We start from the raw sequence: 20,258 nt of genomic DNA, 5'->3' as shown, positions 1-20,258 counted from the left end.
ACAACATTATTTGTAGTGCAGCTCTTGATGTCTCGAAATCACGATATCCATTATTTTCCGATAAATGTCCAGGGCATAATCAGGCTTCAAACCATACTGTTCAGAGATCTCTGCTATCTTCCTGAATTGCAAAGTTTCACGATTAGGATCCTGCGCTGTAAGCAGATGCTCCGCTTTGTACTCGCCGACTGCCTCCGTATAGATAAACCTCTGAGCTAATAAAGCAACAATCTGTTGATCCGTCTTATCAATGGCCGATCGCAGTTCATCTAATGTTGTCATGTGCACCCTCCGTAGTCTGATGTCGCGTAGACGCTTTATAGCGGTAAAGCAAACATTATATATAGAAGATAACACAAGATTAGAACGTCTGTAAACGAAAAAAACCATCTATTCCTGAACATTTCAGAAATAAATGGTTTTTTCGTTCGGATTAATAATTAATGTCCCATCATAATTGGTGCCTCAACGATTTTGCCCTCATCTTCCGGCGATCTGACCGGTTTACGCAGTAATAATCCAAGAATGGCACCTACAATTGCAACACCTGCAACCACCAGGAAGGTCTCCCCATACGAATCGTAAAAAGCATTCGGAGTTGCCGCTTGACCTGGTTCCATATGATCCTTAATCTTGGTTGTCAAATACGTGCTGAGACCCGCGATCGCAAAGGAGGTCATAACCTGCTGGGTAGCAGAGGTCAGTGATGTCACTCGTCCAACAAGACTTGGCGGCGATGCCTTAATCAGATACGTATTCATCGGCATCATTGAAAGACCCATTCCTACGCCAAACAATCCGGATGTGATTAGAATCAACGACATCCCATCGTCAGGAGAAATATTTGATAAGAGGTATGCTGCAATCCCAACAACGCTAAGCCCTGTGACCAGCAGTGGTCTTGCACCAATCCGGTCAAATAATTGTCCTCCAATTGGCATGAAGATCGCTGAAGCGATAGCCTGTGGAAGCATAATAAGTCCGGATTCCATCGCTGTATGTCCTTGCACTTGGATTAGCAGCATTGGAATTAAGAAGAAGGTTCCCATTAGCGCAATCTGTGTGACCCACTGGACAACAATACCTTTACTGAAATCTCTGGAACGGAATACACGAAGCTCCAATAGCGGATGCTTGCTTCGAAGCTCTACGATAATAAAGATAAGAAGTGCGACAACCCCAACAATTAGTCCCGTCAATGTCTGAGCGGATGTCCAGCTCGTTCCTCCTTCACTTACCCCGTACGATAAAGCAGCAAAGGCAAGAGGTCCAAATATAATGCCGGGAATATCAAGCGAGCCAACGGTTTGACGTTCAAAGTTAGGTAAGGTACGCAGACCAGCCATGATGCCGATGATCCCAAATGGGATATTGATCAGGAAGATCCACTGCCAAGAAGCATAATCAATCAATGCGCCCGCAACAACTGGGCCTAATGCCGGAGCAATAAGAACCGGGATACCCAGCATCCCCATAACCGATCCAACCTTCTCAGGCGGACTCAGTCTGTAAATAATTGCGAAGGCAATTGGCATTACCATTCCCCCGCCAAGCCCTTGAATGACACGGAATAAAATGAGCATTTCGATGTTGCCAGCAAAAGCACATAGCAGTGAGCCTGCTGTGAACATTCCGACCGACACCAGGAAAATCCGTTTAGCCCCGAATCGGTCAGATAACCAACCGGCCAGCGGGATAACAGCAGCTTGAGCTAAGGCGTACCCCGTAGTCGTCCATTGGACAACGGACAAATCCTTCCCGAACTCCTTCATGAAGCCGCTTAAGGCTACGTTCATGGCGGTCCCATCCAGAATAACCATAAATAATCCGACGATGACAGCGATAAGCGGCGCGATGATCGACCTTATGGTGAACGTACTCGCGTCCGGTACAACGTGTTGAGCAGTTTGTGACATGTAAATCCTCCATTCCTGATTCATGTACTTCGGATTATAGCGATAAAATGACCGATGGTCAACTTATTTTTGAACCGGCGGTCATTTTTATTTTTATGTTAAAATATAAAGGTTTCAGCTCCAATTATTCATTTAAACTAAACTTAAAGATTGTAAATACCATAAAAACTTGTACTTATGGTCATTAATTGTTTGAACCCAAATCCACAATGGATATGCTATACTGTAGGCAATAACGGAGGATGATGGCTGTGAACCGAGAAGAGAAAAAACTCGAGACAAAAAATCGCATACTTGACGCGGCGATGTGCCTGTTTGCCGAACAAGGCTTTGAAGCCACCACAGTCGCTCAAATCACAGAAGCTGCCGGCGTTGCGAAAGGCACCTTCTTTAACTATTTCAAAACCAAAGAAGATGTCCGGGGCAAGCTCGACAAATTAGTCGCCATTGATGAATTAATCAACCTGAAGGATAAGCCAGGCCCGTACGCCCCCCGCTTTCTTGCTTTAGTCAAGACTTTGGGCGACTCAATGGCTGTGAATCACAGCATGCTTCTCCTGTCGATCCAAGGCATGCTGGCCAACAATCAGAACATAGAAGAAAGCAAGGAAGGCTTCTGCTTTGTCATCGATAGTCTGGTTCCCATCTTTGAGAAAGGCCAGCAGACGGGTGAATTTACGACAACCATCCCTGCTCTAACGATGGCCCATATTGCGACGCAGATCTACTTGGGAGTCATGCTTAATTGGGTAATGGGCATTACCAAAGACAGCTTTGGCGACCAATTGCTTCTCTCATTCCAGGTGTTTTTCGAAGGCATTCTGAAGAAATAAGATTCTGTGGACAAACAAAAAAACCGTGCCAATGGCACGGTTTTTTTTATCGCGATAATCCACGTGTAATGCTTTTCAGAAATGCCAGACCTATCATTGCGCCCAGCGTATTTAAGATAATATCGTCTATATCGAAACTCCCTACTCTTGTAAATAATTGAATCGATTCAACAAGAAATAGAATAAGGACGATTACGAATAGAAAAACAACGGGACGAAGCAGCTTGCGATTGAGCGCCGGGATAAAGATACCTAGTGGGATGAACATGACGATGTTTCCAAATAAATTTTTCACCCAAGTATCGGTATTATAGTGTTCCCGGTGATAGACCAGCGATTTGATCGTATGGAACGGAATGATGTTGTAATTATAAGTCGGCCATAAGTTATTGCCTCGGATAAAGAGCAGCTTGATCATGATGAGGCAGTAAATAGTAAAGAGCGTCAGAATAATGAAATAGACAGGCTTTGGCAAATGCCTAGCGTTAGCGTTCATAGAGTAACCTCCTCCTACAAGCTTCGCAGAAAAATAGCCCCTCTCCGCCTGAACAGCGGCAAAGGGGCTTATCGTTATTTCGCCAGGTTATAATCATCTTCAATCTTGCCACGCAATATGACCGTTCCGTGCTTAGCATTTGTTAAGGCCGGCTTATCCGAGTGCTTCACTTTTCGAACGATTTTTACCGGTGTTTTCTTCGATTTACTTCCGAATAGTCGATCGAATAAGGTCATCTGGAATCGCCTCCTCTATGTATAGTTTACGACAAATCTTACCAGCTTGTCCATATGTCCCAGCATTGTAAAGGGACTTACGATATGCTCCCATTCCTGCATATGCTTCTCTAGATCGATCGAATTCTCAATGGCGATCAGGCAGCCAAGCCCAAGCTTCCCACTATTACGAATAAAAAGAAGCGTGTCAGAATCGGTATGGTCAAAATGGCTTTTCACCTGCTCCCAAGTCGGATAGGTAAGCTCGGTTTCGAGAAATTTGTCAATCGCCTTATAGTCCATCCGATCTTGATCCGGCGTACAGGCACGTCCCCACCGCCAGCTTGTCAGCTTATGTCTACCCCGATTGTTTATGACGAGCACCGCTCGCACACCTGACCTTTGAACCTGGAAGAGATGACAGACATCCTCAATCAGGGCATCAAACAAGAGGTTGATTTTCTCAGCTTTCAGAAGATTAGTCGCTTCTCGGCTGTTTACGGTTTCCTTCACATCAGCGATCAACCTCTCGTAATTATTACGTGATCGATATGGCGGCACTGCAATCTCTCCAGATTTACGCCTGGAAGCAAGGAATCCAGCAATTACTGCAATTGGTGAAGCGTATACAATAAATAATAGAATAAATTTAAGTCGGCCCTCAAGGGTGCTGTCTGCCTTCCATTCGGCTAGACGTTTGAGCGGGATTGACAACATGTCATTAAGAGCGAAGAGCTCTTCGAGAATGGCGGGAAGCATAATACTAACGACGACCCAGAAGATGATCTGTCCCGGGACTGTTCGGAAGACGGCTTGTACGAATTTTTTCAAGGTTTCCCCTCCCATCCTCATTCAGTATACTAGATGGAAAGATTTTCTACCAACAACAAAAAGCCCCTTTTAATAGGGGCTTAAGATGCATTATTGTTGTTTGCCGAGTAATCGAACCGTACCATGTGAGGCAGGTGGAATCGGTTTATTTGTCTTAATTTCTGCTTCGACCAGTTCCCTGCCGCATATTGTACGGATCGTTTTCTGCGATGCAATGCGAAGCTGGAGCTTTGCCGACTTTTTACTGCTACCGAACATCTAGGATCCCTCCATTACCCATCATGGTCACATGCTTACAAATATATAATGAAGGAATCCAAATTATGAAACAGTTGCTTATATATTTCCACATAAAAAAAGAGCAGCAATATCATCATCACTGCCCCAGCACTTCTATTTATTTGCGAAAAGATAAGCCCTTGTCTGCTAATGCCTGGCGAAGCAGGACAATGGCTGTTGGCCCTACGCCATGCAGCTCCAGCACATCTTTTTCGGTCAGCTCAGCAAACTGATCAAGCTTTGCGTAGCCCGCTCCTGCAAATGCTCGCATAGCAGGCTTGCTTAGTTTGCTTGGAAGGTCACTTGTTTGTTCCATTGTTATTTCGCTCCATTCAGCTGGTTATAACGCTGCTTCAGCGTTGCTTTCTTGCTTCACCGGTTTCTTCTTGGGGCCGGAGAAGTTAAGAAGCAGGAAGCCTGCTACGAAGATTAGTGTACCTACTATGATATAGCTTGTGATCGGATCTCGGAAGAAAATGTACGCCCAAAGAATGGAGAATAATACCGAGCTGTTGCCCACGATCGCAACGACCGCAAACGGCACTCGCTTCATCGCTTCCGCGAACCAGAAGAAGCTAAGTCCTGTAATAATCCCTAAGAGGATTAGCGCTCCCCATGCTCCAAATGTAATCGGTCCCGTAAATCCATGGGTCTGGAATGGCACAGGTATGGATACCATCAAGGTCGCCAATAAGAAGACCGAGAAGTTCATGTTGCCATTGTCCATCGTCTTCACCAGCATTCGCTGACTTAAGACATGAATGGCAGCCCCGATTCCTGCCAAGGTGAAGAGTAACGTTGTTAATCCACTGCTGCCCAGCAGCTCATTCAGAGGAACACCGTTCCAACCAACAACAATAACGCCGATGACGCAAAGAGCAGCTGACAACCATCCCGCTTTCGTCACTTTCTCTTTGAAGAGAACGCTGCCAGATATCAGCAGTACGACTGTCTGCACTGGTTGAACAAGAATATTGCCATAGGAATAGCCGATCATGAGGGCGATATTCTCGAACACATAGTTCGCTGATTTACCTGCTGCTCCGAACCATAACCATTTCATACGGGCACGGAATTGTATCCGGCCATCCTTCATGAGCAGATAGATAGCCAGCACCACAACACCAAAGAAAAATCGGCATAACGTGATGATCGAGCTGTCTACCATCGTTGAAGCTGTCTTAACCAAGACCCCAACAAAGCTCCATGCTAATGTTGCCAAGAATAAATACACATAACTCACAAGCAGCTGCACCTTCTTATGTCCATAGGTTTGTTCAATTATGTAAGCCTATAAAGTATACTCCTCCACTGGGAAATGCGTCTATACAAAAAACTGGCTGCACCGATCATATACGGTGCAGCCAGTTTCTCTTTATTTCACCTGGTATGCTGTAATAAAAGCTTTTGTGAAAGATCTTAGTTCCTTATCTGATGCATCGCTGCTGTTTACCATGTAATTATAGCGGTCACCTTCTGCATTTTCCTGTGCTGACCAAAAGTATTGCTTTATTTTCGAATCCTTCCTTAAGTTCCTGTACATCTCTTGCCCTTCAATACGAATAATATTGGAGGATGACGGATTGTCGACAAGTATCGATGCTAATCTCATATTATTATTGTTGTCAATCCATGTTTGATAAGTTGCTTTCTTATCTGAATATTCATAGACTACTCCAGATATATGGACAGGTGTATGAATCTTCTGATAGGCGTAAGGATATCCGGTTGCTTCATCCTTACCGTAGACCCATTCCTCTTTGTTAGGTAAATAGGAATCGTATAGCGTTTGTAATTTTATATTTGTTAAAACAGCCTTCCCAATGGATTGAATTGGCGGCGCGATGTTATTTACTTCTTCCATAAATGCAGAAGAGATTTCTCGTACTGAGTTGTAGATAAATGGCTTTGACGTCGATGAAGTATAAATGGGAAGACCTGTGCGCTTGACTGTGCCTGCATCTTCCCCAAATGCAATGACAGCAGCTTCTCCTGGCTTAAGCAAATTCGAAACTCGCTCGGAAAGGATCCTTTGGGTGTCAGAATATTCATCTAATTGAACTTGCTGGTTCGATCCCACCGTAAGTGTAACGTTACCTTGCTTATCTTTTAGAGTGACCCACCCTGATGATACCGCTGCATACATGAATCCACTTAATACAACGAAGCTTAATGCGATAATGGCAACTAATAAGGTTACTCGATTAGGCTTATACTTTCGATACAAAGCAGAAGGCTCAGATACATGATGAGCAGTAATTTTCTGCATCATTCGCTCAGAGAAATCAATCTCCACAGGGTGACGGACAGCAGCTTGAAATTGTGCGAGAGAATCAGCTCTCCGTACAAATCGTTTGGTTTTCATCTAGCAGCTCCTTCCTATTCCAATCTGAGGATCGTACGATCTTCTTACGCAGGCGCTCGAATTGCTTGCGCAAAGTGGCCTCTTTCTCCCCCATAATTTCCGCGATTTCGGAAAAGCTCTGTTCTTCAATCACTCTAAGAATTACGAATTGACGATCATGGACCGACAGACTCTCGAGTATTTCCTCTGCAAGACTGGCCGTATGGTTGGCTGGCTCATGTACCTGCAAGCGTACAATAATGTTAAACAGCTGCAGCCGTTTCTTTCGTTGCTTAATCAGATTCAGGCAATGATTATGGGCGATCCGATATAGCCAGGCAGAAAACGATATGGTTGGTTTATAAGTGGCTATAGAGGTGTAGGCTTTCAGAAAAACCTCTTGTACCGCATCCTCTGCTTCTGACGGATTCCCTAACACATGAAAGCAATACAGATGTATTCTCCTTTGAAAATGCAGCACAATTGGCCGATATTGCTCCGTATCCCCATTCTGCACTTCCTCAACCCATTCTCCGATTCTCTCGGCAAACTCCTGTTGGATAGATTCCATAAGCGCTCCTTTCTTCTCTCTTTAATTACCTGTATAACAACGACAAAGTCCGTAATGTGACATCCCCTTCAAATATAACTCATAAATTTTACCATATTTAGAGATTTCGATAAGTGCAAAATTCAAAGGGCCCTTATCGCACTGCGATAAGGGCCCTTTGAACGAACATTCCACTACCTATTTACCAAGCTGCTCACGCCAGAAATACTTCGGCTGCCAGCCCAGCAGTTTCTTTGCTTTATCACTATTCAGAAGTGATTCGTACCCTTCCAGTGGTGCGCGGAAATCGGTCACTTCCGGGTAACGCGCAGCCATCAGCTCACGGCTCGTCATATCCATACTCGATTCATCGTTAGCAAGGTTGATAGCTACTGAGCCAAGCCCTTCAGCTTTGATGGCAAGCTCACACGCTTCAGCAACATCACGTGTATCGATATAGCTCCACAAGATGCGCTCCCGCTCCTCTGGTTTATGAATAAACGAAGGGAAGCGCTCATACCATTCCGGCGGAATGACGTTGCCGAGACGCAGCGATACGACCTGCATGCCAGTACGGCGATGGAACATATCAGCTGTTGCTTCGTTGACGATTTTGGATAAGCCGTAGCTGTCCTGCGGAAGCTGCGGGTGAGCTTCATCCATCGGAACGTATTGCGGGCCAAAAGGGTGCTCCGCAAAGCAGATCCCGTAGGAAGATTCGCTGGAAGCGATAACGACTTTTTGAATACCTAAGCCAGCCGCTGCTTCAAGTACGTTATAAGTCGCCATGACATTATTGCGGAAAGTAACCTCTGGCGGCACCATTCCCGCTCTTGGAATCGCAGCCATATGCACCACTGCATCTGCTCCTGCAAGTGCACCATAGGTTTGACCTAAGTCCTCAAGATTAACGATCAAAGTATTGCAGATCGCTTCTTCCGGATGTCGGGTATCTACGTTTAATACTTCATATCCCTGTTCGACAAAATGTTTGACGATCCAGCGCCCAAGCATCCCGCTGCCACCGGTTACTACAACTTTAGCCATTCCTTCTAGCTCCTTCAGATCAATTCCTGATTTATTTCAGAATTGCTTCGATTTGGGTAAGTACGTCTTCACTAAGCGTAATGCCGGATGCTTTCGCATTCTCCGTCACTTGCTCCGGACGACTTGCGCCAACAAGTGCGCTCGCTACGTTCGGTTGGCGGAGAATCCACGCAAGCGCCAAGTTGCCGACACTGATCTCAAGCTCAGCTGCAATTGCTTCAAGCTGGCGTACTTTGTTGATTTTCTCCTCTGTGATGCCTTTGCCCATCCAATCGATCTTGGAAGCACGGCTGTCAGCCGGGAATTCTGTTGTTGAAGTATATTTGCCTGTTAAGAGGCCTTGTGCAAGCGGCGAGAATACAACCTGGCCGATGCCGGAACGCTCGCTGAGCGGGATAATCTCCTTCTCAATATAGCGCTCAAACATATTATAGATCGGTTGATTGACAACAATACGGTCAAGCAGATAACGATCTGCCACACCAAGTGCTTCAGCGATTTGCGAAGCCTGCCATTCACTTACACCAACATACAGCACTTTGCCTGAACGAACGAGATCGTCCATTGCGCGCAACGTTTCATGCAGCGGTGTCTCTGGATCATGACGATGACAGTAGAAAATATCGATATAATCATGACCAAGACGCTTAAGGCTTGCATTCGCCTGCTCGATCACATGCTTACGGGACAAGCCGCGGTCATTTGGACCTTCACCCATCGGCCAGAATACTTTTGTTGCAAGCACATACGATTCACGAGGATAAGCTTTGAGCGCTTCCCCGACTAATACCTCTGCCCCGCCCCGCTCGTACACATTTGCTGTATCAAAAAAGTTAATCCCAAGATCATAAGCTGTGCGAATCGCGTTAACCGCATTCTCACGTTCCACATAACCACCATATGTAAGCCAGCTGCCTAAGCTGATTTCACTCACTTTCAGACCTGTACCACCAAGTTTCCGATAATTCATTGTATTGTTCCTCCATTCAACTGTAAGTTATGAAGCCAACCTCATTCTAAAGGACTTCCCTAAGGATGAAAAGAACTGAAATGTTTTTCATTAGATGTGTTTGAGGTTACCTACTATACTTGGATATACCTAATCATTAATCCAGCTGGAACAAAAAGCGGCCGCCAAAATGGCGACCGTCATCTCTAAATACCTATTCAAATTCAACGTTATGATATACCTGCTGAACGTCTTCCAGATCTTCAAGAGCATCAATCAGCTTCTCGAAGGAAGCTACTGCGTCTTCTGGAAGTGTTACAAAGTTTTGCGCAAGCATTGTTACTTCGGCAACTACAAATTCCGTAATACCCGCGCTCTTGAATGCTTCTTGTACGGCGTTAAATTGATCAGGTGCTGCATAGACCATGATGGTCTCGTCTTCTTCTACGATATCGCGGACATCAACGTCGGCTTCCAGCATCAATTCCAGTACATCATCCAAAGACTTGCCTTCCACACCGATAACAGCCGTTTGATCGAACATATAAGATACCGATCCGCTAACACCCATGTTACCTCCAGCTTTGTTGAAAGCGGAACGTACTTCAGGAGCTGTACGGTTTACGTTGTTTGTCAGAGCGTCGACAATAATCATTGAACCAGCTGGACCAAAACCTTCATAACGAAGCTCGAAATATTGCTCATCCGAGCCGCCTTTTGCTTTCTCAATAGCGCGGTCAATAATCGCTTTCGGAACGTTATACGTCTTCGCGCGTTCAAGGACGAACTTCAGAGCGCCATTGGACTCCGGATTTGGCTCGCCTTTCTTCGCAGCTACATAAATTTCAAGACCAAATTTCGCATAAATACGGCTAGTATTCGCATCTTTCGAAGCTTTTTTCTCTTTGATATTATTCCACTTACGACCCATGCTGCACCACTTTCTTCAATTTTCTATAAGCCTATTATAACGGCTTTTGGTTGTATTGGACAACTCCTAATCCAATTGTGGTGTTTGATCTGCTATCTCTTATTTCCTCACTTGAAGCTTTTGCAGACGCAAGGCGTTCAAGACGACGGAAACCGAGCTGAGTGCCATCGCTGCCCCCGCTACCCATGGAGCAAGCAGTCCAATTGCTGCAATCGGGATACCAAGCGTGTTATAGCCCAGCGCCCAGAAAAGATTTTGCTTAATGTTCCGCATCGTCATCCGGCTAATATAGATCGCATCTGGAATACTCTCCAGATCGCCTCGCATTAATGTCAAGTCTGCTGCTTCCATCGCCACATCCGTCCCCGTCCCAATCGCGATGCCGATATGAGCGGTTGCGAGTGCCGGCGCATCATTGATGCCATCTCCGACCATGGCAACAATATGTCCTTGCTGCTGCAGCCTCTTCACTTCTGCTGCCTTGCCTTCCGGCAATACTTCTGCCAGCACTTGATCAATTCCAGCCTGCTTCGCGATAGCTTGAGCAGTACGCTTATTGTCACCAGTCACCATAATAACCTGAAGCCCAAGCTCCTTCAATCGTTTTACCGCAGATACAGAGCTGTCTTTGATTGTGTCGGCAGCCGCGAGAATACCTGCATATTGGCCATTGATCGCAACAAGCATCGCTGTTTTTCCTGCTTCCTCAAGCTCAGCCATATTGGTGTAAGCTTGATTGGCGAGAATACCGCTCTCTTCAAGCAGTCGCCGTGTACCAATCAACAAGGAGTTCCCTTCCACGACAGCTCGAATGCCATAGCCCGGAAGCGCTTCGAACGAATCCACTGACGTAAGCGTGATACCCCTCTCCCGTATCCCATTTGTAATAGCTACTGCTAATGGATGCTCCGACATTTGCTCAGCACTGCCAACGAGATGAAGGAACTGCTCTTCTTCCCAGCCTTCTACAACAATATCAGTCAGCGCTGGTTTACCGTTCGTCACCGTACCGGTCTTATCCAAGAGGATCACATTCACCTTATGCGTCTGCTCGAGATGTTCTCCGCCTTTGAACAATATACCTAACTCAGCTGCACGGCCTGATCCCGCCATAATCGAGGTAGGAGTTGCCAAACCAAGCGCACATGGGCAGGCAATCACCAAGATAGCTATAGCTGTCTCAAGTGCGGACGTCACATCACCAGGCTCGATGAAGATCAGCCAAACCAGGAAGGCGACAACCGCTATACCTGTCACAATAGGGACAAAGATTCCTGAGATCACATCTGCGACCCGCTGAATTTGAGCTTTGGAGCCTTGCGCTTCCTCCACGACCCGAATGATCTGAGCAAGAGCCGTCTCTGCTCCAACCTTTGTCGCTTGGACCTTCAACACGCCATTACCGTTAATCGTCGCTCCGATCACCGGTTCACCAGCCTTCTTCTCAACCGGCAGGCTTTCTCCCGTCAGCATCGCTTCGTCTACTGCTGAGAAGCCTTCTACCACGACTCCATCAACCGGAATCTTCTCACCGGGACGAACAATAACGATATCCCCTTTTAACACTTGTTCTACGGGAATGCTCATCTCCTGACCTTCCCTAATGACGGTTGCCGTCTTAGCACGAAGCCCCATAAGTGACTTGATCGCTTCGGAAGTACGTCCTTTCGCCAGTGTCTCGAATAGCTTCCCAAGCAGTACAAGCGTTATCAGGATGGCGCTGGTCTCGAAATACAGCTCTGGCGCATGATGCATGGACGCACCGTCTGCTGCCCATTTGATCGCTGCATACACACTGTAGAAGTAGGCGGCCGATGTGCCTAACGCAATAAGTACATCCATGTTAGCTCCACCGTTCCGCAGTGCCTTATAGGCGCTGACATAGAACGAACCGCCAATGTACAGCTGTACCGGGGAAGCAAGGATTAGCTGAAACCAAGGGTTCATGAACAGCTCGGGAACATACATCCATGAGGTGAAGGAGAAGTGCCCCACCATACTCCAGATTAGAGGCAGAGACAACAACGCAGAAAAGATTAACTTGCGAATTTGAGCGGTACGATCTGGCTGTCGCACGTCTGCATTTCGTTCAATTCGTTCTACTGCAGCGTAACCAAGCTGTTCAACTTTCCGCTCTATATCTTCAATCGTAATTTCACCTGGTGCGAATTCGACTCTAGCGGTTTCCATCGCGAAGTTGACCGTAGCAGAGGTAATGCCGGGCAATCTATTTAGCCCTTTCTCGATTCGGTTCGCACAGGCAGCACAGGTCATACCGGTTATATCTAAAGTAGTCTGATCACTCGATTGTACGGGAGGCATGCTCTCACATCCATTTCTAAATGTCATCATCTGATTGGCTTCAGTATACCCCCCACCCGTATATATGTCAATCAATAAAAATACCTACAGGGGGTATATCTGAATGCTCCCGCTTCCTATGAGAAAAACTACTGTCGGAGTACTTCGAGGATGAGCGACCGCGTTTAAGCAGAAGTTTTTATCGCTAATCGGAATGATTTTCTTTACGCCTTATCGCTTTAAAGAACCTGAGCATTCCGATGTGGTAAAAAAAACCTGCCTGACAACAGCTGTCAGGCAGGATCAGTTCTATCTATTATGCACAAATGGCTTAGAATACTTTCGTTGTCCACGTTTCGCAGTTCCACGTATCGGTAACCACTTGATTGTAGAATTCCGGTTCATGGGAGATCAGCAGGATGCTTCCTTTGTAAGCTTTCAGTGCACGTGCCAGTTCTTCCTTGGCATCAACGTCCAAATGGTTCGTAGGCTCGTCAAGCACAAGAAGGTTTGTCTCACGGTTGATCAGTTTACAGAGGCGAACTTTCGCCTTTTCGCCGCCGCTCAGTACCGTGATTTTGCTCTCAATATGCTTCGTTGTCAGGCCGCATTTCGCCAGTGCTGCACGCACTTCGAATTGGGAATAAGACGGGAACTCATTCCAAATTTCGTCGATACACGTATTGTTATTCGCTTCTTTCATTTCCTGTTGGAAATAACCAATGCTAAGGATATCGCCTAGTTGGACGGAGCCTTCAAGTGCCGGGATCTCACCTAGGATACTGCGAAGAAGCGTTGTTTTACCAATACCGTTTGCACCAACAAGGGCAATCTTCTGACCACGCTCCATACGGAGATTAAGTGGTCTGGAGAGCGGCGAATCATAACCGATAACAAGATCCTTCGCCTCGAAGATCAGCTTGCTGGATGCTCGAGCGTCAATAAAGTTGAACTGCGGCTTCGGTTTTTCTTTCGCCAGCTCAATGACTTCCATCTTATCGAGCTTCTTCTGTCTGGACATCGCCATGTTACGTGTCGCGACGCTAGCTTTGTTACGTTGAACGAAATCCTTCAGCTCTGAAATTTCCTGCTGCTGGCGTTTGAACGCGGATTCCAGCTGCTGCTTCTTCATTTCGTGAACTTCAAGGAAATGATCGTAGTCGCCTACATAACGAGTCAGCTCTTGATTTTCCATGTGGTAGATTAAGTTAATTACACTGTTCAGGAAAGGAATATCATGGGAGATCAGAATGAAGGCATTCTCGTACTCCTGAAGATAACGCTTCAGCCATTCAATATGCTGCTCATCGAGATAGTTGGTAGGCTCGTCAAGGAGCAGAATGTCTGGCTTCTCCAGGAGAAGCTTCGCAAGCAATACTTTCGTACGCTGACCGCCGCTCAGATCGTGAACATCCTTGTCCAGACCAACATCAGTCAGACCAAGGCCACGTGCCGTTTCGTCGATTTTGGCATCGATCAAATAAAAGTCTTGGTTCGTCAGTGTATCTTGAATCGTGCCAACGTCCTCAAGCAGCTTCTCCAGCTCTTCAGGGGATACGTCGCCCATACGGCCGTACATATCATTCATCTCTTGTTCCATGTCAAACAAATATTGGAAAGCGCCTTTAAGAACATCGCGCATTGTCAGCCCTTTGCTCAGTACCGCATGCTGGTCGAGGTAACCAACGCGCATCCGTTTGGACCACTCCACCTTGCCGTCATCCGGCTGGAGCTTGCCTGTAATAATGTTCATGAAGGTTGATTTACCTTCGCCATTCGCGCCGATCAGGCCGATATGCTCCCCTTTGAGCAGTCGGAATGATACATCGTTAAAAATCGCGCGGTCACCAAAGCCGTGGCTTAATCGTTCTACGTTTAATATACTCATGAATGCACCTTTTCTTATTTAAACTTTTTTCTCGTTATATTATAAGCGGTATGGTGCCCATAACTCAATGAAGGATGTCAAGAAAAGATGAAAAAAGACGACCTTTTGAAGGTCGCCTCGTTATATGACGAATAGATCGACAAATTGCTGCACTGTAATACCCTCTAACCCCTCCTGAGCCTGGCAAAGACTTGCTATCTGATCCACCTGCTTCGCCGGAAACCGCGACCTCAAATTGGCATCAAATTTCTCCACCAGCAGCGGAATACCTTCTTCTCTTCGCCTCCGATGGCCAATCGGATATTCTACTGCGATTTGATCTGTCGATGAGCCGTCTGTGAATAAAACTTGAATCGCATTAGCGATTGATCGTTTATCCGCGTCGAGGTATTCCGCTGTATACCTTGGCTCTTCTTTTGTATGCATTTTGCCGCGCAGCTCATCAATCCGGGGGTCTTTGGCAGCTGAGTCTTCATAATGATCTGCTGTCAGCCCGCCATGTAAGAGGCCGACAGCAACCATATATTGCAGGCAGTGATCACGGTCAGCAGGATTATGAAGTGGCCCACGCTTATCGATAATACGCAGAGCAGATTCATGTGTAGTGAGCTCGATCGAGGCAATCTCACTCAAGCGGTCCTTCACAAGCGGATGCAGGCGGATCGCCGCTTCAACGGCCGTCTGCCCGTGGAATTCTGCTGGATAGGATATTTTGAACAAAATATTTTCCATGACATAGGATTCAAACGGGCGTGACTTGAGCAGTGGTTTCCCCTTAAATAAGACATCCTGGAAGCCCCATGTTGGAGCAGACAAGACTGATGGATAGCCCATCTCCCCTCGTAAAGCCATAAAGGCGAGCCATACCGCACGACTGGTCGCATCACCCGCTGCCCATGATTTTCTTGTCCCCGTATTAGGAGCATGGCGGTAAGTACGCAAGGCATGGCCATCCAGCCAGGCAAGGGACAAGGCATTGATGATCTCTTCTTTGCTGCCGCCTAGAAGCTGCGTCACAACGGCTGTTGAAGCAATCTTGACGAGCAGAACATGATCCAGTCCAACTCTGTTGAAACTGTTCTCGAGTGCCAATATTCCCTGGATTTCGTGGGCCTTGATCATGGCCGTCAGCACATCCCGCATCGTTAATGGCGGAACGCCTTCCGCTATGTTCTTTCGGCTTACATAATCAGCAGCGGCGAGAATCCCACCGAGGTTATCGGATGGATGTCCCCACTCTGCAGCAAGCCAGGTATCATTATAATCAAGCCAGCGGATCAGACTGCCGATCTGGAAAGCAGCCGTTACTGGATCCGTCTGAATGGATGTGCCCGGCACCTTCGAACCATTCGGTACTACAGTGCCGGGTATCAGAGGGCTAAGCAGCTTGGCGCATTCCGGATAACGAAGGGCCAGCAGCCCGCAGCCTAATGTATCCATCAGACATAGTCTCGCGGTGTTATAAGCTTCGGTGCTTGTAATTTCTTTATCCAGCACATAATCTGCGATCTCGACCAATAGGGGATCGGGATCAGGACGATTATTGTCGATCGTTCCAGACATACTTGCTGTATTCCCCCTTCACGGGTTATTGCCCTGCTAAGCGCTGCTCGATTGGCAGCCATTCTTGCGGATCAGGGCCAATATAATCGGCACTTGGCCGGATAATCCGATTGCCTGCCCGCTGCTCCAAAATATGAGCTGACCATCCTGTAATTCGAGACAGGACAAAGACGGGAGTAAATAAAGATGTTGGGATACCTAGATGATGGTAAGCCGATGCACTGTAGAAATCGAGATTCGGAAACAGCTTCTTTTCCCGGCGCATCACCAGCTCAATTCGTTCCGATATATCGTACAGCTTCCGGTCTCCTGCTTGCTCTGACAAGGTGAGTGACCAGTTCTTGATCACATCGGACCGCGGATCTGAGATGCTGTAGACACGATGTCCAAATCCCATGATGAGCTGTTTCTTCTGAAGTGCCTCCAATAATCCTTGCTCAGCATCGTCCGGATCGGAATAACGCTCAATCAGCTCCATTGCTGCTTCATTGGCACCGCCATGCAGGGGTCCCCGCAGCGTACCAACGCCGGTTGTAATGGCCGAATAATAATCGGACAACGTCGAGGCTGTTACCCGCGCAGCAAAAGTTGAAGCATTAAATTCATGCTCCGCGTACAAAATGAGCGAAACATCCAGCGCCTTCACATGCTGCTCCTCCTCAGGCTCGCGATTATGCAGCAGCTGAAGGAAATGGGCAGCAATACCACCATTGCCAAGCTCCGTATCAATCCGTTTGCCACTTAGCTGATAGTGGTACCAATACAGCAGGATCGACGAGGTGCAGCCAATCAATCGATTAGTGATATCAAGAGCAGAGCGCCCCTCCTCCTCAGGTTCAAAGGATGCCAGCGCGGAATAACCCGTTCTCAGAACATCCATCGGGTGTGTATGACCCGGTAATAACTCGAGTATGGCATATATGGCTGGAGGGAGTAGTCGATGAGTGGCTAACCGCTTCGTATAAGCATTTAGCTCTTCTGCTGTAGGCAGCCTTCCATACAGGAGCAAATAGGCGGTTTCCTCAAAGGTAGCAAAATGAGCTAGATCATAGATGGAGTAACCGCGGTAGGATAATCCCTTCCCTTCCTTGCCGACGGTTGAGATGCCAGTCTGTCCGGCGATCACTTCCGCAAGTCCCCCTTGCTTTGCTGCCGACATTTACCCCTCCCCCTTCTCCTCCTTCTTCACCGTTCCAAACAACTGATCAAGCTTAGTCTCGTAGTCATAGTAGCGGAGAAAATCATACAGCTCTGACCGTGTCTGCATCAGATTCACAACCTGATGCTGCGTTCCTTCCTCACGGATAGAACGATAGACACGCAGTGCCGCCGCATTCATCGCCCGAAACGCTGATAATGGATAAAGTGCAAGACCAACACCAGCTTCACGTAATTCTTCAATTGTAAAAAGCGGCGTTTGGCCAAACTCCGTGATATTCGCGAGAATAGGAACCTGAGCTGCTTCAGCAAACTGCTTATATTGCGCTAAGCTGCCAACAGCCTCAGGAAAAATCATATCCGCTCCGGCTTCCACATACTTTCTCACGCGCTGAGCCGCTGCCTCCATTCCCTCTGCGGTTAATGCATCCGTACGAGCCATAATAACAAAGCTGCTGTCTGTCTTCGCATCAACCGCAGCTTTGATTCGGTCAACCATTTCGCTAGTGCTCACCATTGCTTTATTCGGCCGATGTCCACATCGCTTCTCAGCCACCTGATCCTCGATATGGACGGCCGCCACACCTGCTCTTTGCATTTCTTTAATCGTACGAGAGATCTGGAAAGCCCCGCCGAAGCCCGTATCAATATCTACAAGCAATGGCAGCTCTGTAACACTTGTAATACGGCGGATGTCTTCAAGTACATCCTGTAAGGTGGTGATGCCAAGATCGGGCAGGCCAAATGAAGCGTTCGCTACTCCGGCGCCAGATAAATACAGTGCACGAAAGCCGACCTGCTCCACCATCATTGCTGCATAAGCATTAATCGCTCCAGCAACCTGCAGCGGCTGCTCGGCCACTACTGCTTCCCGAAGTTTGTGTCCGGGACTACTCGCCATAAAAGTCACCCTCTTTATCTCATCAGCCTGCTGCTAATGACAATGCGATGGATTTCATTCGTGCCTTCATAGATTTGTGTAACCTTGGCATCCCGGAACAAACGCTCCGCAGGATGCAGCTTGGATATGCCTTCCGCACCTAACAAACGTACAGCCGCCCCAGATGCAGCTACTGCAGTATCCGATGCGAACATTTTAGCCATAGAGGCTTCCTTCGTACATGGCCTGCCTTCCTGACGCATAGAAGCCGCCCGATAAACGAGCAGTCTTGCTGCCTCCGTTCTTGCCATAAGCTCGGCAAGCTCCGCATAGCGGCTGGATAGTGGCTTCCCTGAACGCTGCCGAATAATAGGCAGCAACTGCTCCTGGAGGAGTTGAACTGCTGCTTGCGCGATCCCGAGTGCTTGGGCAGCTATTCCAATCCGGCCGCCATCCAATGATCCTTTGGCAATTGCGAACCCTTCCCCTTCGCGTCCCAGCCGATAGGCAGCCGGAATACGCAGTTGTTCGAAATGAAGCTCGCATGTATTCGAGCCATGCAGACCCATTTTCCGCTCTGGCTTTCCGATCTGTAAGCCTTCCGTGTCCCCTGGCACTATAAAAGCAGAAATTCCGCCTGCTCCCTTGGCACTGTCTGTCACCGCAAATACGAGATAAACCCCGGCCGCACCCGCATTTGTAATAAACAGCTTTGATCCGTTCAGCTCATAATGATGGCCTTTTCGTTCAGCGGACGTGCGAATCGCAGCAGCATCTGACCCGGCATGCGGCTCGGTTAGAGCAAACGCACCGATACATTCGCCAGTCGCAAGCTTTTGAACGAAAAGCTGCCGTTGTTCCTCCGAGCCATAATACAGAATAGGAAACGTACAGACTGATGTATGCACCGATAAAATAACGCCAACCGCCGCACTAATCTTGGATACTTCATTAATCGCTATCATGTAAGATATAAAGTCAGCGCCTGCTCCACCCCACTGCTTAGGAATCGGAATACCTAGCCAATGTTTCTCCGCCATTTGTTGAATGATCGCACTAGGGAATCGTTCCTCCGCCTCCATTACGGGAACCATTGAAGCAATCTCTGTAGTCGCAAATTGCCGGATCTCCTTCTGCAATTGTGTCTGTTCTTGTGTAAACCGGAGTTCCACGGTTCATCGCTCCTTTCAGGTGCGACTTTATTCGTAGTTGTAAAACCCTCTCCCGGTTTTCTTCCCTAACCACCCGGCTGATACATAATTTCTTAACAATGGACATGGCCGATATTTCGTATCGCCAAATCCGTCATGCAAAGTCTCCATAATCGAAAGGCAGGTATCTAAGCCAATAAAATCCGCCAAGGTAAGCGGCCCCATCGGATGATTCATGCCAAGCTTCATAATCTGATCGATTGCCTCTGGTGATGCAACCCCTTCATAGACAGCATAAATCGCCTCATTGATCATTGGCATCAGAATCCGGTTGGAGATGAAGCCCGGATAATCTTCAACTTTAATCGCCGTCTTACCAAGCGACTCAGCCAATGCCACGATCGTCAGCAGTGTATCTTCGGTCGTTGCCAGTCCTCGTATCACTTCCACAAGCGGCATAATCGGAACCGGATTCATAAAATGCATGCCGATCACCTGCCCTGGACGTTTCGTCACTGCTGCAATTGCTGTAATCGATAAGGAGGAGGTGTTAGTCGCCAGCAGTGCATTTGGCGGGCAAATGTTGTCCAGTTCGCGGAATAGCTTTTGCTTGAGCTCCAACTGCTCCGGCACAGCTTCAATGACAAGATCAGATTCCCGGCAATCTTCAAGCGTGTTGACCGGTGTAAGCTTACTCCGTGCTGACTCTCGCTGTTCTTCCGTCAGTCGTCCTTTATTCACCAATCGTAGCAGAGAGGTTTCGATTGCAGCTATCCCACGCTGCACAGCAGCTTCGGTAATATCATAGAGCACCGTGTTATACCCGTGCTGCGCAAAGGTCTGAGCTATACCACTTCCCATCTGACCGGCTCCCAGTACGGTAACCTGCTGAATACGCTTCGACAGCTCCATAACGCCTCACCTCG

Annotated in this window: 21 protein-coding genes; 1 reads left to right on the top strand and 20 read right to left on the bottom strand. The window is 47.5% G+C overall.

Translation table 11 applies throughout. The features are described 5' to 3' along the window. Positions 1 to 6: 6 nt before the first annotated feature. Both AB4Y93_RS00685 and AB4Y93_RS00680 read right to left on the bottom strand, forming a co-directional pair. Complete coding sequence (locus AB4Y93_RS00685) at positions 7 to 282, bottom strand: chorismate mutase (protein ID WP_441888107.1); 276 nt, start codon at positions 280 to 282, stop codon at positions 7 to 9. A 158-nt stretch (positions 283 to 440) separates the two neighbouring features. Continuing rightward, on the bottom strand, positions 441 to 1,916 hold the full coding sequence (locus tag AB4Y93_RS00680) for a DHA2 family efflux MFS transporter permease subunit (RefSeq protein ID WP_441888106.1): 1,476 nt from the start codon (positions 1,914 to 1,916) through the stop codon (positions 441 to 443). Between the two features lie 251 nt (positions 1,917 to 2,167). Between AB4Y93_RS00680 and AB4Y93_RS00675 the strand changes: the two genes are divergently transcribed. Next, entirely contained in the window at positions 2,168 to 2,749 is a 582-nt protein-coding gene (locus AB4Y93_RS00675) for a TetR/AcrR family transcriptional regulator (RefSeq protein WP_441888105.1), read from the top strand. Positions 2,750 to 2,795: 46 nt separating this feature from the next. Here the strand turns inward: AB4Y93_RS00675 and AB4Y93_RS00670 are convergent, their stop codons facing one another. The 18 genes from AB4Y93_RS00670 to AB4Y93_RS00585 form a co-directional block, all read right to left on the bottom strand. Next, positions 2,796 to 3,245 (bottom strand): VanZ family protein, encoded by a 450-nt coding sequence (locus AB4Y93_RS00670; protein ID WP_441888104.1) that lies wholly within the window; start codon positions 3,243 to 3,245, stop codon positions 2,796 to 2,798. Between the two features lie 74 nt (positions 3,246 to 3,319). Further along, positions 3,320 to 3,481 (bottom strand): hypothetical protein, encoded by a 162-nt coding sequence (locus AB4Y93_RS00665; RefSeq protein ID WP_167274271.1) that lies wholly within the window; start codon positions 3,479 to 3,481, stop codon positions 3,320 to 3,322. Positions 3,482 to 3,496: 15 nt separating this feature from the next. Beyond that, positions 3,497 to 4,291 carry a hypothetical protein gene (locus AB4Y93_RS00660; protein WP_441888103.1) on the bottom strand — a complete coding sequence of 265 codons (795 nt, stop codon included), beginning with the start codon at positions 4,289 to 4,291 and terminating at the stop codon, positions 3,497 to 3,499. A gap of 90 nt (positions 4,292 to 4,381) precedes the next feature. Next, a complete protein-coding gene (locus AB4Y93_RS00655) occupies positions 4,382 to 4,549 on the bottom strand; it encodes a hypothetical protein (protein WP_167274264.1) in 168 nt (55 codons plus the stop codon). Between the two features lie 139 nt (positions 4,550 to 4,688). Beyond that, positions 4,689 to 4,886, bottom strand: a complete 198-nt coding sequence (locus tag AB4Y93_RS00650; RefSeq protein ID WP_441888102.1) for a DNA-binding protein — start codon at positions 4,884 to 4,886, stop codon at positions 4,689 to 4,691. Between the two features lie 24 nt (positions 4,887 to 4,910). Further along, positions 4,911 to 5,813, bottom strand: a complete 903-nt coding sequence (locus tag AB4Y93_RS00645; protein WP_441888101.1) for a DMT family transporter — start codon at positions 5,811 to 5,813, stop codon at positions 4,911 to 4,913. Positions 5,814 to 5,945: 132 nt separating this feature from the next. Continuing rightward, positions 5,946 to 6,935 carry a hypothetical protein gene (locus tag AB4Y93_RS00640; protein WP_441888100.1) on the bottom strand — a complete coding sequence of 330 codons (990 nt, stop codon included), beginning with the start codon at positions 6,933 to 6,935 and terminating at the stop codon, positions 5,946 to 5,948. Next, the gene (locus AB4Y93_RS00635) at positions 6,904 to 7,485 is read right to left on the bottom strand and encodes an RNA polymerase sigma factor (RefSeq protein ID WP_441888099.1); all 582 of its coding nucleotides are present in this window, start codon (positions 7,483 to 7,485) and stop codon (positions 6,904 to 6,906) included. Before AB4Y93_RS00635 ends, AB4Y93_RS00640 begins: the two co-directional genes overlap by 32 nt. Positions 7,486 to 7,662: 177 nt before the next feature. Continuing rightward, positions 7,663 to 8,511, bottom strand: coding sequence for an NAD-dependent epimerase/dehydratase family protein (locus tag AB4Y93_RS00630; RefSeq protein WP_167274246.1), 849 nt, complete (start codon positions 8,509 to 8,511; stop codon positions 7,663 to 7,665). Between the two features lie 31 nt (positions 8,512 to 8,542). Next, the gene (locus tag AB4Y93_RS00625) at positions 8,543 to 9,481 is read right to left on the bottom strand and encodes an aldo/keto reductase family protein (RefSeq protein ID WP_441888098.1); all 939 of its coding nucleotides are present in this window, start codon (positions 9,479 to 9,481) and stop codon (positions 8,543 to 8,545) included. Between the two features lie 193 nt (positions 9,482 to 9,674). Next, positions 9,675 to 10,391 carry a YebC/PmpR family DNA-binding transcriptional regulator gene (locus AB4Y93_RS00620; RefSeq protein ID WP_441888097.1) on the bottom strand — a complete coding sequence of 239 codons (717 nt, stop codon included), beginning with the start codon at positions 10,389 to 10,391 and terminating at the stop codon, positions 9,675 to 9,677. A 99-nt stretch (positions 10,392 to 10,490) separates the two neighbouring features. Then, positions 10,491 to 12,713 carry a heavy metal translocating P-type ATPase gene (locus AB4Y93_RS00615; RefSeq protein WP_441888096.1) on the bottom strand — a complete coding sequence of 741 codons (2,223 nt, stop codon included), beginning with the start codon at positions 12,711 to 12,713 and terminating at the stop codon, positions 10,491 to 10,493. A gap of 310 nt (positions 12,714 to 13,023) precedes the next feature. Next, entirely contained in the window at positions 13,024 to 14,580 is a 1,557-nt protein-coding gene (locus AB4Y93_RS00610; protein ID WP_441888095.1) for an ABC-F family ATP-binding cassette domain-containing protein, read from the bottom strand. 120 nt (positions 14,581 to 14,700) lie between these two features. Further along, positions 14,701 to 16,143 carry a bifunctional 2-methylcitrate dehydratase/aconitate hydratase gene (locus AB4Y93_RS00605; protein ID WP_441888094.1) on the bottom strand — a complete coding sequence of 481 codons (1,443 nt, stop codon included), beginning with the start codon at positions 16,141 to 16,143 and terminating at the stop codon, positions 14,701 to 14,703. A gap of 25 nt (positions 16,144 to 16,168) precedes the next feature. Then, positions 16,169 to 17,302 carry a citrate synthase/methylcitrate synthase gene (locus AB4Y93_RS00600; RefSeq protein WP_441888093.1) on the bottom strand — a complete coding sequence of 378 codons (1,134 nt, stop codon included), beginning with the start codon at positions 17,300 to 17,302 and terminating at the stop codon, positions 16,169 to 16,171. After that, positions 17,303 to 18,202: a methylisocitrate lyase gene (gene prpB / locus AB4Y93_RS00595; RefSeq protein WP_441888092.1), complete on the bottom strand. Its 900-nt coding sequence runs from the start codon at positions 18,200 to 18,202 to the stop codon at positions 17,303 to 17,305. Positions 18,203 to 18,216: 14 nt separating this feature from the next. After that, positions 18,217 to 19,353, bottom strand: a complete 1,137-nt coding sequence (locus AB4Y93_RS00590; RefSeq protein ID WP_441888091.1) for an acyl-CoA dehydrogenase family protein — start codon at positions 19,351 to 19,353, stop codon at positions 18,217 to 18,219. Positions 19,354 to 19,380: 27 nt separating this feature from the next. Further along, entirely contained in the window at positions 19,381 to 20,244 is an 864-nt protein-coding gene (locus AB4Y93_RS00585; RefSeq protein WP_441888090.1) for a 3-hydroxyacyl-CoA dehydrogenase family protein, read from the bottom strand. Positions 20,245 to 20,258 lie beyond the last annotated feature (14 nt).

The organism is Paenibacillus sp. YAF4_2, assembly GCF_052113225.1.
GTDB lineage: Bacteria > Bacillota > Bacilli > Paenibacillales > Paenibacillaceae > Pristimantibacillus.
Note: the sequence above shows the minus strand (reverse complement) of the source record. Positions and strands in the feature narration are given on the sequence as shown.

What these genes read in the sequence shown, in the direction of transcription:
- AB4Y93_RS00615 (WP_441888096.1), bottom strand. Translation starts at nt 12,713, where the DNA reads ATGCCTCCCGTACAATCGAGTGATCAGACTACTTTAGATATAACCGGT.
- AB4Y93_RS00650 (WP_441888102.1), bottom strand. Translation starts at nt 4,886, where the DNA reads ATGGAACAAACAAGTGACCTTCCAAGCAAACTAAGCAAGCCTGCTATG.
- AB4Y93_RS00685 (WP_441888107.1), bottom strand. Translation starts at nt 282, where the DNA reads ATGACAACATTAGATGAACTGCGATCGGCCATTGATAAGACGGATCAA.
- AB4Y93_RS00625 (WP_441888098.1), bottom strand. Translation starts at nt 9,481, where the DNA reads ATGAATTATCGGAAACTTGGTGGTACAGGTCTGAAAGTGAGTGAAATC.
- AB4Y93_RS00620 (WP_441888097.1), bottom strand. Translation starts at nt 10,391, where the DNA reads ATGGGTCGTAAGTGGAATAATATCAAAGAGAAAAAAGCTTCGAAAGAT.
- AB4Y93_RS00585 (WP_441888090.1), bottom strand. Translation starts at nt 20,244, where the DNA reads ATGGAGCTGTCGAAGCGTATTCAGCAGGTTACCGTACTGGGAGCCGGT.
- AB4Y93_RS00630 (WP_167274246.1), bottom strand. Translation starts at nt 8,511, where the DNA reads ATGGCTAAAGTTGTAGTAACCGGTGGCAGCGGGATGCTTGGGCGCTGG.
- AB4Y93_RS00640 (WP_441888100.1), bottom strand. Translation starts at nt 6,935, where the DNA reads ATGAAAACCAAACGATTTGTACGGAGAGCTGATTCTCTCGCACAATTT.
- AB4Y93_RS00680 (WP_441888106.1), bottom strand. Translation starts at nt 1,916, where the DNA reads ATGTCACAAACTGCTCAACACGTTGTACCGGACGCGAGTACGTTCACC.
- AB4Y93_RS00635 (WP_441888099.1), bottom strand. Translation starts at nt 7,485, where the DNA reads ATGGAATCTATCCAACAGGAGTTTGCCGAGAGAATCGGAGAATGGGTT.
- AB4Y93_RS00670 (WP_441888104.1), bottom strand. Translation starts at nt 3,245, where the DNA reads ATGAACGCTAACGCTAGGCATTTGCCAAAGCCTGTCTATTTCATTATT.
- AB4Y93_RS00655 (WP_167274264.1), bottom strand. Translation starts at nt 4,549, where the DNA reads ATGTTCGGTAGCAGTAAAAAGTCGGCAAAGCTCCAGCTTCGCATTGCA.
- AB4Y93_RS00605 (WP_441888094.1), bottom strand. Translation starts at nt 16,143, where the DNA reads ATGTCTGGAACGATCGACAATAATCGTCCTGATCCCGATCCCCTATTG.
- AB4Y93_RS00610 (WP_441888095.1), bottom strand. Translation starts at nt 14,580, where the DNA reads ATGAGTATATTAAACGTAGAACGATTAAGCCACGGCTTTGGTGACCGC.
- AB4Y93_RS00665 (WP_167274271.1), bottom strand. Translation starts at nt 3,481, where the DNA reads ATGACCTTATTCGATCGACTATTCGGAAGTAAATCGAAGAAAACACCG.
- prpB (WP_441888092.1), bottom strand. Translation starts at nt 18,202, where the DNA reads ATGGCGAGTAGTCCCGGACACAAACTTCGGGAAGCAGTAGTGGCCGAG.
- AB4Y93_RS00600 (WP_441888093.1), bottom strand. Translation starts at nt 17,302, where the DNA reads ATGTCGGCAGCAAAGCAAGGGGGACTTGCGGAAGTGATCGCCGGACAG.